Origin of the sequence: Thalassobaculum sp. OXR-137, assembly GCF_034377285.1 — a bacterium.
Classification (GTDB): domain Bacteria; phylum Pseudomonadota; class Alphaproteobacteria; order Thalassobaculales; family Thalassobaculaceae; genus Thalassobaculum.
The window spans coordinates 4576074-4590348 of record NZ_CP139715.1 but is presented as its reverse complement, the minus strand read 5'-3'; the positions used below and the strand labels follow the sequence as shown (position 1 = coordinate 4590348).

Below are 14275 nucleotides of genomic sequence, written 5' to 3'. Positions count from 1 at the left end.
CGATGGGCCTGCTGATCCTTCTCGGGGTGTTCGCGCTGTGCGTGGTGATCGGAGTGCCGGTCGCCTTCGCCCTGGGAGTCGCCGCCGTCGCCGCCTTCTTCTACGAGGGCCTGCCGATGGTGATCGCGTTCCAGCGCATCATCTCCGGCATCAACGTCTTCTCGCTGATGGCGATCCCGTTCTTCATCTTCGCCGGCGAACTGATGTTCCACGGCGGCATCGCCATCCGGCTTGTGCGCTTCGCCTCGGCGGCGGTCGGCGCCGTGCGTGGCGGGCTCGGCGTGGTGAACGTCTTCTCCTCCATGCTGTTCGGCGGCATTTCCGGCTCGGCGGTGGCGGATATCTCCGCGCTCGGCTCGATCCTGATCCCGGTGATGAAGGAGAAGGGGTACGACGACGACTACGCGGTCAACGTCACCGTGACCTCCTCGATCGCCGGCATCCTGGTGCCGCCCAGCCACAACATGATCCTGTACGCGATCGCGGCGGGCGGCGGCATCTCCATCTCCTCGCTGTTCCTGGCCGGCGTGGTGCCGGGCGTGCTGATGTGTATCTGCCTCGCCGTCGCTGCCTATCTGATCGCGGTCAAGCGCGGCTACAAGGCGGAGGTGTTCCCCGGCTTCCATGCTCTGCTGCTGAGCTTCGTGGCGGCGATCCCGGGCCTGTTCACTGCGGTGATCATCGTCGGAGGCGTGCTGTCGGGCATCTTCACGGTGACCGAGTCCGGCGCCTTCGGCACGCTCTACGCCTTCGCCATCACGCTGATCGTCTACCGGTCCATGAGCTGGAAAGCCTTCAGCACGGCGGTGGTCAACTCGGTGCGCACCACCTCCATGGTGCTGATCCTGGTCGCCTCGGCCACGGCCTTCGCCTACATGCTGACCTTCTATCAGGTTCCCAACAAGATGATCGACTTCATGACCGGGATCTCCGAGAACCCGATCATGATCCTGATCATGATCAACCTCATGCTGCTGGTCCTGGGGATGATCATGGACATGGCGGCGCTGATCCTGATCTGCACGCCGATCTTCCTGCCGGTGGTCGTCTCCTTCGGCATGGATCCGGTGCAGTTCGGGATGATCCTGATGATGAACCTGGGGCTGGGCCTGTGCACCCCGCCGGTGGGCGCCTGCCTGTTCCTGGGCTGTGCGGTGGGCAAGGTGCCGATCGAGCGGGCGGTGCGCACGATCTGGCCGTTCTACGCGGCGATCCTGGTGGCGCTGGTCCTGACGACCTTCATTCCGGCGATCTCGCTGACCCTGCCGCAGTGGCTGGCGGGGTAAAATAAACATTAGCCGACTTCCTGCACGGTCCCGAAGGGCCGATCCAGGACCCTGTGACCGGCGCTGGGGCACGATCCTGGATCGGCCCTTCGGGACCGTCCAGGAAGTCGGAAAAGAGAGAGAGAAAGAGAGAAACTACGCCGCGCAGGGCGGCGGCGCGTATCCCGGAACGCCCGGATCGAAGGCGAAGAGGCCGCCGGCCCGGGGCTGCTTGGCCTCTGTTCCCTTGGTGATCAGCCCCGGCCCCATGCAGGTGAGGTAGAGCGTGTCCAGCCGCGGGCCGCCGAAGGCGAGGCAGGTCGGCTTCTCCACCGGAACCTGGACGATCCTGTCGATAGTCCCGGCGGGGGTGATCCGGATCACCTGCCAGCCTTCGATCCCGGCCATCCAGTAGCAGCCGTCCGCGTCCATCGCCGCGCCGTCCGGGCGCCCGGCGACCTGGCGCGTGTCGAAGAATACCCGGCGATTGGACGGGGTCCCGCTCGCCAGATCGTAGTCGAAGGCCCAGATGGTGCGCACCGCCGGATGGCTGTCGGACAGGTACATGACCGCGCCGTCCGGCGAGAAGGCCAGGCCGTTCTGCGTGTACAGGCCGTCGAGGATCTTCGGCGACGACCCGTCCGTCTCAAGCCGGAACAGGAGTCCGTTGCCCGGCTCCCCCGCGGCGGCGTTGGCCGGCCCGGCCTTCGGCATGGTGCCGGCCCAGAACCGCCCGGCCGGATCGACACAACCGTCGTTGAAGCGCATCCCGACGGCGCCCGGGGCGGCGGCGTTGAGCACGTCCACGCTGCCGGTCGCCGGATCGAAGGCGCACCAGCCCTCCTCCAGCCCAACCACCGCGCCGCCGCTCGCCCGCGGCGCCACGCAGCCGATGGCCGACGGCATCGGCCAGGTCTCGTTCCCACCGTTGGACGGGTCGAAGCGGTGCAGGGCAGGGGCGGCGATATCCACCCACCACAGCCGCTGGGCAGCCTCGTCCCAGACGATGCCTTCGCCCAACGTGGCACCGGCATCGAGCACGCAGTCGACGGTGGGGGCCATGGCCGCGGCTCCGTTCAGAGCGAGGCGCGGTAGCGGGCGATGCTGCCGCTCAGATGCGCGCGCATGGCGGCGCGGGCCCGGTCGGCATCGCCGGCGCTGATCGCATCGGCGATGGCCAGGTGCTCCTGGTGCACCCGCTGCAGGTAATCCTGGCTGATCAGGCGCTCCCGCTGTTCGGGCGAGAGAGAATTGCGCGGGATCGCATTTCGGCCGAGGGATTCCAGAAAGTCGGGAAACAGGTCGTTGTTCGTACCCTGGGCGATGGCGTCGTGGAAAGCGATGTCCAGCTCCACGGTCTTGGCGCCGGTCTCCAGCGCCCGGCCGAAATCGGCCATGTGCTCGCGGATCCGAGCGTCCTGGGACAGGGTGCGCCGGGTCGCGGCCAGCCCCGCCGCCTCGACCTCCACCGCCATCCGCAGTTCCAACAGGTCGAGCGCCTGATACATCTGGCCGGGCAGGAAGGACGGCATCGCGCGCGGCCGGGACTGCACCGGATCGAGCACGAAGATGCCCGCGCCGCGACGCGGCTCCACCAGCCCTTCGGCCTTCAGCACGGCGATCGCCTCGCGGATCACCGTGCGGCTGACGCCGAACTCGACCTCGAGTTCCTTCTCCGTCGGCAGACGGTCGCCCGCCTTCATGGGGCCCTCGGCGATCTTCGCGCGCAGCGCCTCGGTGGTCTGCTGGGTAAGACTGATGCTGCCCGTCATCTTCTATGCCCGATCTCTGGCGCTTCCAGGGTGTGTCGGACCAAAACGCCCTGCACATACGACTTTTGATACTCTTCGTCAGATATATTTAGCCTGTAATCCGGGGCTATGGAATCCCCGTAGGCAGTTCGGGCGGTCTGCGACGGGCGTCTTAACGATTTTCTTACCGAGTTGGATTTACCAACGACTCTGGGGCGAAGCGTCATGAATGAAGCGCGGTTAGCTGCTGCAACCGTCTGAGCCGATTAGGAGCCGCCGGATTGCGCTTTTCGCTTAGGACATTGACGATAGGACTGGTCGGCATTCTGTTTCTTGCCGGCTCCTTCGGCATCGGCGCGACGGCTTGGGTGCATCACCGGGTAGCCGAGACGCAGGAGAGCTGGAACGACTATCGCGATGCCAGCTCGGTGCGCGCCCGTTCCCTGGTCGAGATCACCGACAAGCTCGGGTATGGCGGCGCCATCGACCATCTCCTGAGCTTCGTGCTGCGCGGCGATTACGAGTACATCGAGAACCTGAACGCGGATCTGGGCTCCGTACGGTCGGCGGTCGACCGCTATCGGACCGTCGACATCACGGTCAAGGAAAAGGCCGCGCTGCGCGAGATCGAGGATCTCGTAAACATCCTCTACGACCGGTCCGAGCTTGCCCAGGTCATGCGCGCCTACGGCAATACGCCGAAGGAGACCGCCCGCGCCATGGCACTGTGGTCGCCGGGGGCGCTGATCGCCCTGGACGATCTACAGCATGCGGTGGTCGCGCGGCGGTCGCGCCACTCCACCGACGAGTCCAAGCTGGAACTGATCCGGGGCTTCCGGCGGGATGTCGGGTTCGGCGGGCTGATCGAATTCTACCGGAAACTCATCCTGCTCGGCGACACCGCCTTCGAGCCGCTGAGCCTGCGGGCGGCGGAACTTGCCCGGCAAACCCTCGACCGCTACCGGGCATTGCCGCTGAACGACCTGGAACGCCAGGCGCTCGACACCATCGGCGCCACGCTCGGGCAATACGAGGCGAGCATCCCGAAGATTGCCGCAATGGTCCGCGCAGGGACGCCGGCGAGGACGATCGATCACGCAACCGCCATCGACGACGGGCCGGCGCAGGCCTCGCTGGCCGTCTTGGAGCGGGCCGTGGCGTGGGATGCCAACCAACTCACCGAGATCATCCAGAACAATCTCGGCTTCGTGTCCCGCCTGACCAACGTGCTGGTCGTGCTGTTCGCCATCGGCGCGGTCTTGATCGGTGTGCTCATCGTCGGCGTGGTTCTCAATTCTGTGCAGCGCCCGCTCTCCCGGATCGCCGATGCCATGGTCCGGATCCCGGATGGCGATCTGGCGCCGGAGGAGAGCGTGGAGAGCCGGGTGCGCGAGGTGAGCGATCTGGCAAGCTCGCTCGAGATCTTCCGCCGCTACGCGTCCGATCTCGACATGACGGCGGCCATTCTTCACCAGTTCCACGAACTGTCGACGGACGTCTCGCTGAACACCCACGAGCGGATCCGCCAGATCCTGCAGCTCGGCGGCCGGCACTTCGGCACGGATGTCGGCACCGCGAGCCGGATCACCGGCGGACAGTATGTGGTCGAGCATTCGGTCGGCAGCGGCCCGATCCGCGCGCCCGGCACCACCTTCGATCTGAAGACGACCTACTGCAAACACACTCTGATGCACGATCGTGCGCTTGCCCTTCACGACGTGGAGACGAGCGACCTGGCCGAGGCGCTGTGCTTCCGTATCTTCGGCCTCCGGACCTATATCGGCGCGCCGGTGATCGTCGAAGGCGAGGTCTACGGGACGATCCACTTTTCGTCTCTCGACGCGCGCGAGCTTCCCTTCTCCAAGAGCGATCTGGTGCTTGTCGAGATGATGGGGCGCTGGCTCGGCATGGAGCTCGAGCGGGACCGGGCCCTGGCCCGACTGTCCTCGGCCCGAGACGCCGCCGAGGAAGGGACCCGGGCCAAGTCCTCTTTCCTGGCGAACATGAGCCACGAGATCCGCACGCCGTTGAACGGCATCATCGGTCTAGGCCGGCTGCTGTCCCAGACCCCGCTCAACCCCAAGCAGCAGGACTATGCCCAGAAGGTGCTGTTCTCCTCGGAGAACCTGCTCGGGATCATCAACGACATTCTCGACTTCTCGAAGATCGAGGCCGGTCAGGTCCAGATGGAGCGGACGGAGTTCCGTCTCATGAAGGTCATCGAGTCCGTCACCGCCATGGTGGCGCCCCGGGCGACGGAGAAGGATCTGGAGTTCCTGATCAGCGTCGATCCGGACACCCCCCAGGAGCTGGTGGGCGATCCGCTGCGCCTCGGGCAGATTCTCACCAACCTGTGCTCGAACGCCATCAAGTTCACCAGCGAGGGGGAGATCATCGTCTCGGTTCGGCCGGTCGAGATCGTCGACGGCCGGGTCGAGCTTCAGGTCTCCGTGCGCGACAGCGGCGTGGGGATGACGCCGGAGCAGATCGGCCAGATTTTCCGACCATTCACCCAGGCGGACGTGTCCACCACCCGGAAGTTCGGCGGGACCGGGCTCGGCCTGACCATCTCCAAGGAACTGGCGGAGCTGATGGGCGGGCGGATCTGGGTCGAGTCCGAACCGGGTGTCGGGTCCACCTTTCACTTCACCGCGCGCCTTGCCCTCGGTTCGGCCGGGGCCCACGCCGAAGCGGTGCTGCCGGCGGATCTCCGCGATCTGCGGATCCTGGTGGTCGACGACAACGAGATGGCGCGGCTGGTCATCGGCGACACGCTGCGCGCCATGGGTTTCCGGGTGGATGTGGCGGCGGACGGCCCCTCTGCCCTGGAGCGGATCCCGGTCGCGCCGGGAACGGCCGGCTATAACATCGTCCTGATGGACTGGATGATGCCGGGCATGGACGGTCTGGAAGCCGCCCGGCGCATCCGGGAGAGATGCGGCGACGGCCCCTGTCCCGCGACAATACTGGTCTCGGCCTTCATGCCGGACGAGGCCGTTCTGAGCATCGAAGGGGCGGGTCTCGCCGGCTACGTCACCAAGCCGGTCAACCAGTCCTCGCTGTTCGACGCGGTCGCCAATGCGGTGGGCCAGAACACCGGCCAGCGTTACGTCCGGACGGCCGGATCGGCCCGCGCCGATTCGACGATCCTGCCCGGTCTGCGCGTCCTTCTGGCCGAGGACAACGAGATCAACCAGGAAGTGGCCGTCGCCGTCCTGGAGCAGCAGGGCGTGACGGTCGATGTCGTGGAGAACGGCGAGGAAGCGGTGGCGCGGGTGCGCGACGGCGGCCCCGGTTACTACGACGCCGTCCTGATGGACGTGCAGATGCCGGTCATGGACGGTCTGGAAGCCACCCGGAAGATCAAGCTCGACCCCCGCTTCAACGCGCTGCCGGTCATCGCCATGACGGCGCATGCCCTGGAGGAGGAGCGCCAGAAGTGCTTCGCCGCCGGCATGTGCGATCACGTATCCAAGCCGCTGGACGAGGATAAACTGTTCGATGCTCTTGCCCGACACTGCCAGAAGCCGGATCGGCCCGCTGCAGCGCCCCGGCCCGGAAGACAGGCAGAGCCCACCCCCCCAATCTTGCCGGACGCGGAGGCGGCCATGACCATCGATGTGGATAGGCTGACGACGATCGACACGGTCGAGCTGCGCCGCGCGCTGCCGGACGACCTGACGTCGAGCCTGCTGCTGAAGTTCCGCGCGGCCCAGAGCGATACGCCTGCGGCGATCCGCCGGGGGATTGGCGAGGGGGACGCCCAGCAGGTGCGCCGCATCGCCCACCAGCTCCGGGGCGTGGCCGGAAATCTGCGCGCGACCGCGGTGTTCGAGGCCGCCACGTCGCTGGAACTCAAGATCGATGCCGACGGTCTGAGCGACGCTGACGAGATCGGCGCGCTGGTCACCCGCCTTACCGACGCGCTCGACGCCCTGATCGCCGATATCGATGCCGCGACGGTCCGCTCTGCACCGCCAACGACCGAGGCCGCAGGATCGGCGGGTGACGCGGGCGGCGAGGCGGTCCCGGCGGATCCGGCCGATATCCGGGCGCTGGTCGATCAGCTCCGCTCCGGCGCCATGGAGGCGGAGGAGACCTGGCGGAAGCTCGAGCCAGGGCTGCGCGCCCGCAATAACGAGGTCGCCGACACGGTGGCGGAAGCGATCGGAGATCTCGATTACGGAATGGCGGCCGCCAAACTCACGTCTTACCTCAGTGCGGCGTGACCCGGAGGCTATGATGCATCGAGACCTCGACATTTCCACATCGCGTATCCTGATCGTCGACGACGCGCGGGAGAATGTGCGGATCCTGGCGAGCATCCTGAAGGACGTTGCCTCCGTCTCGTTCTCGCTCGGCGGGCAGGACGCCCTGGTGAAGGCAAGTTCCACCCTGCCCGACCTGATCCTGCTGGACATCGAGATGCCCGATATGAACGGGCATGAGGTGATCACTCGGATTAAGGACGATCCGCGGACGGCGCCGATCCCCGTCATCTTCGTTACCAGCCATGCCGATGTGGAGGACGAGGAGACCGGGTTGAGGCTCGGCGCCATCGACTACATCACCAAACCCTTCAACCCCTCCATCGTGCGCGCCCGGGTGCGCAATCAGCTCATGCTGCGCGCTTATGCCAAGCAGCTGGAGGATCTGAACATCGAGCTGGAGCGGCTGGCGACCACCGATTCGCTCACCGGGCTTGCCAACCGGCGGGCGTTCCGCGAGCGGGTGACCCTCGAACTCAGGCGCCTCGACCGGTATGGCGGCGAAGCGTGCCTGATGATGATGGACCTCGACCACTTCAAGGCGGTGAACGATTCCTACGGTCACGACGCCGGCGATGCGGTGCTGCGGGCGGTGGCCCAGCGGGTGTCCGGCCAATTGAGGGAAACCGATACCTTCGGCCGCCTCGGCGGCGAGGAGTTCGCCGTCCTGGCCGCCGGGACGCCTGTCGAGCAGGGCGCGATGGTGGCCCACCGGCTGCTGAGCTCGGTCCGCGAGCAGCCGGTGATCTGGAACGGCCTGGAGATCGCGGTGACGACGAGTATCGGCATGACCGCCTTGCGGGCGGGCGACGGGTCGATCGACGCGGCTCTGGCGCGGGCCGACCAGGCGCTGTACGCGAGCAAGGACGGCGGCCGGAATCGGGTCGAGGTGCTCGCCGCCTGACAGCTGGGATTGCTGCGCTGCGGTGGCCTGTCCGGCGCGCCTGGGAGCGCCGGGAACTCAAGAGTATTGCGTCTTTATTGCACCCGCCTGTCGAGTGCGGCAGCATGCGTTTGCCACGGTGCACAAACGACTGCGCCGGCAATCGCAAGACAGGGACAGGGGTGGTGTCATGAACAAGAAACTTCAGATGGGCCGGTCCGGCTGGACCCGGCGCGGCGTGCTTGGCGCGTCCGGCGCGGCGATGGCGGCGGGGCTGCTGACGCGCCCGTCCCGCCTGTTCGCGGCCGAGCCGATCAAGACCGCCGGCATCTATACGGTGCCGGTCGAGCAGCAATGGGTGAGCCGAATCCACAAGGCCGCCGAGGCGGCCCAGGCGGCGGGCGAGGTCACCTATACCTTCTCCGAGAACACGGCCAATACCGACTATCCCCGGGTCATGCGCGAGTATGCCGAGCAGGGCGTGAAGCTGATCGTCGGCGAGATCTTCGGCGTCGAGCAGGAGGCCCGCGAGGTCACCCTGGAATACCCGGACGTTGCCTTCCTGATGGGCTCCAGCTTCATGCCGGACCCGGCCTATCCGAACCTGGCTGTGTTCGATAACTACATCCAGGATGCGTCTTATCTATCTGGTATCATTGCCGGATCGATGACGAAGTCTGGCAATATCGGCATGGTCGGCGGGTTCCCGATCCCCGAGGTGAACCGGCTGATGCACGCCTTCATGGCCGGCGCGAAGGAAATGAACCCGGACATCAAGTTCCAGGTGAGCTTCATCGGTTCCTGGTTCGATCCGCCCAAGGCGAAGGAGACCGCCTTCGCGATGATCGAGAACGGCGCCGACGTCCTCTATGCCGAGCGGTTCGGGGTGTCCGACGCCGCGCAGGAGAAGGGCATCCTCGCCATCGGCAACGTGATCGACACCCAGCCGGACTACCCGAAGACGGTGGTCGCCTCGGCCCTGTGGCATTTCGAGCCGACCTTCAACGCCGCCCTCGCGAAGGTGAAGGACGGCACGTTCAAGGCCGACAACTACGGCAAGTACTCCTTCATGAAGGAGGGTGGCTGCTCGCTGGCGCCGCTCGGCACCTTCGAGGGCAAGGTTCCGGCCGAGGCCATGGCCCTGGTCGAGAAGCGCGAGGCCGCGATCAAGGCCGGCGAGTACACCGTCGAGATCAACGACGAAGAACCGAAGTCGAGCTGATGCCCGCCGATCCGGGGGCGCGGGCTGTCCTGCGCCTCCGCACCATCACCAAGCGGTTCGGCCCGCTGACCGCCAACGACGCGATCACCTTCGACCTGCACGAGGGCGAGGTGATCGCGCTGCTCGGCGAGAACGGGGCCGGCAAGACCACCCTGATGAACATCCTGTTCGGCCACTACACGGCCGATGCGGGCGAGATCGAGGTGTTCGGCCATGCCCTCCCGCCGGGCAACCCGCGCGCCGCCCTGGAGGCCGGGGTGGGCATGGTGCACCAGCACTTCACGCTGGCCGACAACCTCTCCGTCCTGGACAACATCATCCTGGGCACCGAGCCGCTGTGGCGCCTGGGGACGGGCAGGGCGGCGGCGCGGGCGCGGATCGCCCAGCTCAGCCGCGACTTCGGCTTGGCCGTGCATCCGGATGCCAAGGCCGGCGCGCTCAGCGTCGGCGAGCGCCAGAGGGTGGAGATCCTGAAGGCGCTCTACCGCGACGCCCGCATTCTCATTCTGGACGAGCCGACCGCCGTGCTGACGCCGCAGGAGACGGACGACCTGTTCGCCACCCTGCGCAAGGCGGTGGCGCGCGGCCTGTCGATCATCTTCATCTCCCACAAGATGCATGAGGTGCTGGCCATCTCCTCGCGCGTCCTGGTGCTGCGCCACGGCAAGCTGGTGGGGGAGGTCGCGACGGCCGGGACCGACCGCCACCGGCTCGCGCATATGATGGTCGGCTCCGAGATCACCGCCCCCGAGGTCGGTGGGGCTGCCCCCGGCGAGGTGTTGCTGCGGCTGCGCGAGGTGTCCACCGTGCCGGTCGGTAATGCCGTGGGGCTGCGCGCCCTGTCGCTCGACCTGCGGGCGGGTCAGATCACCGGGCTGGCCGGCGTCTCCGGCAACGGACAGGCGGCTTTGGCCGACCTGATCGGCGGCGAGACGGTCCCGGCCTCGGGTGTCTTCGAGGTGGCCGGCGAGGGTGTCGGCGCCTGGACGCCCCGCGCCGCCCTGGACGCCCGGATCGGCCGGATTCCAGAGGATCGGCATCGCACCGGCACGATCTCTGATTTTACGCTGTCCGAGAACGCGGTCCTGGAAGCCTATGAAAAGGAACCGTTTTCCAAACGTGGCTGGTTCGACTGGAAGGCGATTGACCGGCACACGCGGGCGATCATTGAGCGCTACGACGTCCGCTGTCCTGGCCCCGACGCGCGCATCCGGCTTCTGTCGGGCGGCAACATGCAGAAGCTGATCCTGGGCCGCGCGCTTGAGGCCGAGCCGAAGATCATTCTGGCCGTCCAGCCGGTGCGCGGCCTGGATATCGGGGCGGTCACCTATGTGCAGAACCGGCTGATCGAGGCACGGGACGCCGGGGCCGCCGTGCTGCTGATCTCTGAGGACCTGGACGAGATCCTGACCCTGGCCGACGTCATCCACGTGATCTCCGAGGGCCGCCTGTCGCCGGCCTTCGCCCGCGGCACCAAGACCCCGGCGGAGCTTGGCGTGTGGATGGCGGGGCAGGGCTTCGAGGAAGAAGACAGCCATGCGGCTTGAACCTGTCGCCGATCCCGGCTGGTCCCGGACACTCGGCCTGCCGGCGCTGGCGCTGGGCGGGACGGTGGCCATTGCCATGGCGTTCGCCCTCGTGGCGGGATCCAGCCCGGTCGCCGTGCTCGGCCTGATCGTGAAGGGGGCGGTCGGCTCCAAATTTGCGCTGCTGGAGACCCTCAACCGGGCGACGCCGTTGATCTTCACCGGCCTCGCGGTCGCGGTCGCCTTTCGCGCTAAGCTCTGGAACATCGGGGCGGAGGCGCAGCTCTATATGGGCGCGCTGCTGGCGGTGGTGCTGGGCACCGGCCTGCTGCCGCTGCCCTCGGTCCTGCTGCTGCCGATCCTGATGATCGTCGCCATCGCCGGAGGCGCACTGATGCTGCTCGGCCCGGCCTTCCTGAAGACCCGGCTCGGCGCGGACGAGGTGGTGACCACGCTGCTGCTGAACTTCGTGATGATCCTGTTCGTCTCCATGCTGCTGGAAGGACCGCTGAAGGACCCGATGGGCATGGGCTGGCCGAAATCCCAGCGCCTGGTGGCCGAGGCGCGGCTGCCGCGGATTGTCGACGGGCTGCGGCTGCATTGGGGCTTCGGTCTCGCGCTGATCTGCGCGGTGGCGGTCTGGGTGATGCAGACCCGCACGACGCTCGGCTACGAAATCCGCGCCGTCGGCCTGAACCAGCGCGCCGCCGCCTTCGCCGGCATCCCGGTGACCAGGGTGGTGATCAAGACCGCCCTGATCTCCGGCGGTCTCGCCGGGCTCGCCGGCTTCTCGGAGGTGGCCGGGCTGAAGGGCAGCCTGACGTTGGATCTGAGCCCGGGCTTCGGCTACACCGGCATCATCGTCGCCATGCTGGCCCTGCTGAATCCGCTGGGTGTGGTCGTCTCCGCGTTGTTCGTCGCCGGCATCTTCGTCGGGGCCGACAGCATGAGCCGGGCGGCGGCCGTGCCGACCTATATCGCCGATATTCTGCTCGCCTCGGCCCTGTTGCTGATGGTGCTGGCGATCATGCTGACGCGCTTCCGCGTGGTGAGGGGGTAGGCGGTGGAGATCCTCGACATCCTGATTTCGGCCAGCTTCTGGGCGGCCGCCGTGCGCATCGCCAGCCCGCTGATCTTCGCCACCTTGGGCGAGCTGATCTGCGAGCGCGCCGGGGTTTTGAACCTCGGCATCGAAGGCATCATGGTGGTCGGCGCCTTCGCCGGCTGGATGGCGGTCTATTCCGGCGCCGATCTCTGGGTCGGGGTCGGTGTGGCCATGGCGGCGGGCATGCTGTTCGGGCTGCTGCACGCGATCCTGTCGGTGCCGTTCGGGCTGAGCCAGCACGTGGTCGGGCTCGGCATCACCCTGCTGGCGACGGCCTCCACCTATTTCGCCTATCGGGTCGCCCTGCCGCAGGTCACCAACCCGCCGCGGATCGAGGCATTCAAGGAACTGCCGATCCCGGTGCTGTCCGACATTCCGATCGTCGGCCAAGCTCTGTTCGCCCAGACGCCGCTGACCTATCTCGCCTTCGTCACCGCCGCGATCGTGGCCTTCGTCCTGTACCGCACGCCGCTGGGCCTGGCGGTGCGGGCGGTGGGCGAGAACCCGCATTCGGTCGAAGCCCAGGGCCTGTCCGTGACGGCGCTGCGCATGGGTGCCGTGGTGGTCGGCTCCGGGCTGATGGGGGTCGGCGGGGCGTTCCTGACCATGTCCGCCTTCAACTCGTTCTTCTTCGAGATGGTCAACGGCCGCGGCTGGATCTGCATCGCGCTGGTTGTATTCGGGGCCTGGAAGCCGGGCAAGGCGTTGCTTGGCGCGCTGCTCTTCGCCGCCTTCGATGCGCTGCAGATCCGCCTGCAGCAGACCTCGCTGGGGGCCGATATTCCCTACCAGATCTTCCTGATGATGCCGTATCTGCTGTCGATCCTGGCGCTGGTGGTGATGTCGCGCCGGGCCGAGGTTCCGGCGGCCCTCATGGTGCCGTTCAACAGGGGAGAGCGCTGAGATGTTCGACATCGTCGTGAAGGGCGGGACCCTGCCGGACGGGCGGGTCGCCGATATCGGCATCCGCGACGGCCGCATCGCCGCGGTGGAGCGGCTGGACGACGGCGTGGAGGCCGCAGAGGTGATCGACGCGGCGGGCGACCTCGTGAGCCCGCCCTTCGTCGACCCGCACTTCCACATGGACGCCACGCTCAGCTACGGCCTGCCGCGGATCAACGCGTCCGGTACCCTGCTGGAGGGCATTTCCCTGTGGGGCGAGTTGAAGCAGGTGATGACCGTCGACGAGGTCAAGGAACGCGCGCTCGCCTATTGCGACTGGGCGGCCAGCCTCGGCCTGCTGGCGATCCGCAGCCATGTGGACACCTGCGACGACCGCCTGCTCGGGGTGGAGGCGCTGCTCGACGTGCGCGAGGCGGTGAAGGGCTATATCGACCTGCAGCTCGTCGCCTTTCCCCAGGACGGGCTGTACCGCGACCCGACGGCCTACGCGAATACCGTGCGGGCCCTGGACATGGGCGTCGACGTGGTCGGCGGTATTCCTCATTTCGAGCGGACCATGGCCGACGGTGCCGCCTCGGTGACAGCGTTGTGCGAGATCGCCGCCGAGCGGGGCCTGCTGGTCGATATGCATTGCGACGAGACCGACGACCCGATGTCCCGCCATATCGAGATGCTTGCCTATGAGACGCAGCGGCTCGGCCTTCAGGGGCGGGTGGCCGGCTCGCACCTGACCTCCATGCACTCCATGGACAATTACTACGTCTCCAAACTGCTGCCGCTGATGGCGGAGGCGCAGGTGGCCGCGATCCCGAACCCGCTGATCAACATCATGCTCCAGGGCCGCCACGACACCTTCCCGAAGCGCCGGGGCCTGACCCGGGTGAAGGAGATGCAGGCGCTCGGCATCACCGTCGGCTGGGGCCAGGACTGCGTGCGCGACCCGTGGTACTCGCTGGGCACCGGCGACATGCTCGACGTCGCCTTCATGGGGCTGCACGTGGCGCAGATGAGCGCGCCGCAGGAGATGGCCCGCTGCTTCGACATGGTCACCACCGAGAGTGCGAAGATCATGCATCTGGACGGCTACGGCCTTGAGGTCGGCTGCGCGGCGTCGCTGGTGGTGCTGGATGCGGGGGACAAAGTGGAAGCGGTGCGGCTGCGCCCGGACCGGCTCTGCGTCATCGCCAAGGGCAAGGTGATCTCGCGGCAGGCGCGCAACGACGCCCGGCTCTCGATCCCCGGCCGCCCCGACAGCGTGCGGCGGCGGCACCGGGTGATGGGGTAGGGCGGCCTCCCTTAATCACCCCAAATTCCGTCATCCCGAACTTGTTTCGGGACCTCTTGGGGCGTGG

Annotated in this window: 10 protein-coding genes; 8 read left to right on the top strand and 2 right to left on the bottom strand. The window is 67.2% G+C overall.

The genetic code is table 11. The features are described 5' to 3' along the window. Positions 1 to 2 precede the first annotated feature (2 nt). Positions 3 to 1286, top strand: coding sequence for a TRAP transporter large permease (locus tag T8K17_RS21330; protein WP_322331749.1), 1284 nt, complete (start codon positions 3 to 5; stop codon positions 1284 to 1286). A gap of 135 nt (positions 1287 to 1421) precedes the next feature. Here the strand turns inward: T8K17_RS21330 and T8K17_RS21325 are convergent, their stop codons facing one another. Further along, positions 1422 to 2327 carry an SMP-30/gluconolactonase/LRE family protein gene (locus T8K17_RS21325; protein WP_322331748.1) on the bottom strand — a complete coding sequence of 302 codons (906 nt, stop codon included), beginning with the start codon at positions 2325 to 2327 and terminating at the stop codon, positions 1422 to 1424. A 14-nt stretch (positions 2328 to 2341) separates the two neighbouring features. Further along, entirely contained in the window at positions 2342 to 3037 is a 696-nt protein-coding gene (locus T8K17_RS21320) for a FadR/GntR family transcriptional regulator (RefSeq protein WP_322331747.1), read from the bottom strand. Positions 3038 to 3318: 281 nt separating this feature from the next. Between T8K17_RS21320 and T8K17_RS21315 the strand changes: the two genes are divergently transcribed. The 7 genes from T8K17_RS21315 (at position 3319) to T8K17_RS21285 (ending at position 14208) form a co-directional block, all read left to right on the top strand. Then, positions 3319 to 7245 (top strand): response regulator, encoded by a 3927-nt coding sequence (locus T8K17_RS21315; RefSeq protein WP_322331746.1) that lies wholly within the window; start codon positions 3319 to 3321, stop codon positions 7243 to 7245. A 13-nt stretch (positions 7246 to 7258) separates the two neighbouring features. Beyond that, positions 7259 to 8188: a diguanylate cyclase gene (locus T8K17_RS21310; protein ID WP_322331745.1), complete on the top strand. Its 930-nt coding sequence runs from the start codon at positions 7259 to 7261 to the stop codon at positions 8186 to 8188. A 169-nt stretch (positions 8189 to 8357) separates the two neighbouring features. Beyond that, entirely contained in the window at positions 8358 to 9389 is a 1032-nt protein-coding gene (locus T8K17_RS21305; RefSeq protein WP_322331744.1) for a BMP family protein, read from the top strand. Continuing rightward, positions 9389 to 10936 carry an ABC transporter ATP-binding protein gene (locus tag T8K17_RS21300; RefSeq protein WP_322331743.1) on the top strand — a complete coding sequence of 516 codons (1548 nt, stop codon included), beginning with the start codon at positions 9389 to 9391 and terminating at the stop codon, positions 10934 to 10936. Before T8K17_RS21305 ends, T8K17_RS21300 begins: the two co-directional genes overlap by 1 nt. Next, on the top strand, positions 10926 to 11975 hold the full coding sequence (locus T8K17_RS21295) for an ABC transporter permease (protein ID WP_322331742.1): 1050 nt from the start codon (positions 10926 to 10928) through the stop codon (positions 11973 to 11975). The genes T8K17_RS21300 and T8K17_RS21295 overlap by 11 nt, the downstream gene beginning before the upstream one ends. A gap of 3 nt (positions 11976 to 11978) precedes the next feature. Further along, positions 11979 to 12923, top strand: a complete 945-nt coding sequence (locus T8K17_RS21290; protein WP_322331741.1) for an ABC transporter permease — start codon at positions 11979 to 11981, stop codon at positions 12921 to 12923. 1 nt (position 12924) lies between these two features. Then, on the top strand, positions 12925 to 14208 hold the full coding sequence (locus tag T8K17_RS21285) for an amidohydrolase family protein (RefSeq protein ID WP_322331740.1): 1284 nt from the start codon (positions 12925 to 12927) through the stop codon (positions 14206 to 14208). Positions 14209 to 14275 lie beyond the last annotated feature (67 nt).